At 53.2% G+C, this 1687-nt stretch carries 1 protein-coding gene; it reads left to right on the forward strand.

Features of this window, described 5'->3' with window-relative positions; genetic code table 11:
- Positions 1–1687 (forward strand): MARTX multifunctional-autoprocessing repeats-in-toxin holotoxin RtxA (gene rtxA / locus AACQ83_RS24015; protein ID WP_112879904.1); only part of this gene is annotated, 1687 nt, incomplete at both ends.

The raw sequence follows: 1687 nt of genomic DNA on the forward strand, positions 1-1687 counted from the left end.
CGGGCGGTTTTAACGTCATCACTCAGGCCGGAGCAGGGGATATCTCTTCTGTACTTTTAGGTGGCGCTAACGTACTAACTAAGCTCGGTGCGGGAGATCTGGTTACCGGTATGTTCGGTGGCGCCAATATTATCACCCATCTCAGTGATGAGACTGAAACCGCCAACACCACCGCCATTGCGTTGGGCGGCGCCAACATCTTGACCAAGAAAGGGAAAGGCAATGCGCTGGCGGTCATGGGCGGTGGTGCGAACGTCCTTACGCATATCGGTGACGGCAATACCACGGGCGTGATGCTGGGTGGCGCGAATATCTTGACCAAAGTCGGAAAGGGTGACACGACCGGCATCCTGTTTGGCGTTGGCAACGTGTTGACTCATGTTGGTGACGGTTTGACACTGGGCGTGATGGCTGCGGCAGGGAACATCTTCACCAAAGTCGGGGAGGGGACATCAATTGCGGCCATGATTGGCGCGGGCAACCTGTTTACCCATGTCGGCAAAGGGGATGCATGGGCATTAATGGGCGGCGCAGTGAACGTCTTTACCAAAGTGGGTGACGGTAATGCGCTGGCCTTGATGGTAGCCGCAGGCAATGTGTTCACTCATATCGGGGATGGCACAAGTGTTGCGCTGATGCTGGCAAAGGGCAATATCGCCACGAAAGTGGGTAATGGCATGACCCTGGCGGCGATGATTGGCAAAGCCAATATCTTTACCCATATCGGGGATGGCAATACCTTTGCAGCCCTGATTGGCGGGGCCAATGTGTTGACCAAAGTCGGTAATGACCTGACCGCCGCTTTAATGATAGGGAAAGCCAATATCTATTCGCATGTGGGTGATGGCGCCAGTATCGGTTTGTTTGCCGGCGAACTGAACGTGATGACCAAAGTCGGTAATGGCACAACGCTGGCGGCCATGTTTGGTAAAGCCAATATGATGACCCATGTGGGGGATGGTTTAACGGGTGTCTTGGCACTGGGTGAGGCCAATATCGTTACCAAAGTGGGTGATGATTTTATGGGGGTGGTTGCGGCGGCGAAAGCAAACGTTATTACCCACGTGGGCAACTCAACGACGGCGGCTGTTTTGCTTGGTAAAGGCAATATTCTGACCAAAGTAGGAAAGGGGACGACAGTCGGCCTGCTTATTTCCGATGTCGGTAACGTGATGACCCATGTCGGCGAGGGCACGACAGTGGGGTTTGCCAAAGGTAAAGCCAATCTTATCACCAAAGTTGGGGATGGCACCGGGGTGAATGCGGTCTGGGGTGAAGCGAATATCCTGACTCAGGTGGGAAATGGCGACCGTTACAACTTCGCGAAAGGTCAAGCGAACATTGTTACCAAAGTGGGTAATGGGCAAGAAGTCACGGTGGTTCAGGGCGATGCCAACATCATTACCCATGTGGGTAACGGTGACGATTACACTGGTGCCTGGGGCAAAGCCAACGTGATCACTAAAGTCGGTGACGGGCGTAATGTGGTGCTGGCGAAAGGTAAGGCTAACATTGTCACTCAGGTGGGTAAAGGAGACAGTTTTAATGCCTTATGGAGTGAAGGCAATGTCGTCACCAAAGTGGGTGACGGTATGCAGATTACGGCAGCAAAAGGGAAAGCTAACGTCACGACGACAGTGGGCAATGGTTTAAATGTCACCGCTGCTCATGGTGACGCTAACATTAA

The organism is Photorhabdus sp. S10-54, assembly GCF_963878145.1.
Taxonomy (GTDB): Bacteria; Pseudomonadota; Gammaproteobacteria; order Enterobacterales; family Enterobacteriaceae; genus Photorhabdus; species Photorhabdus kayaii.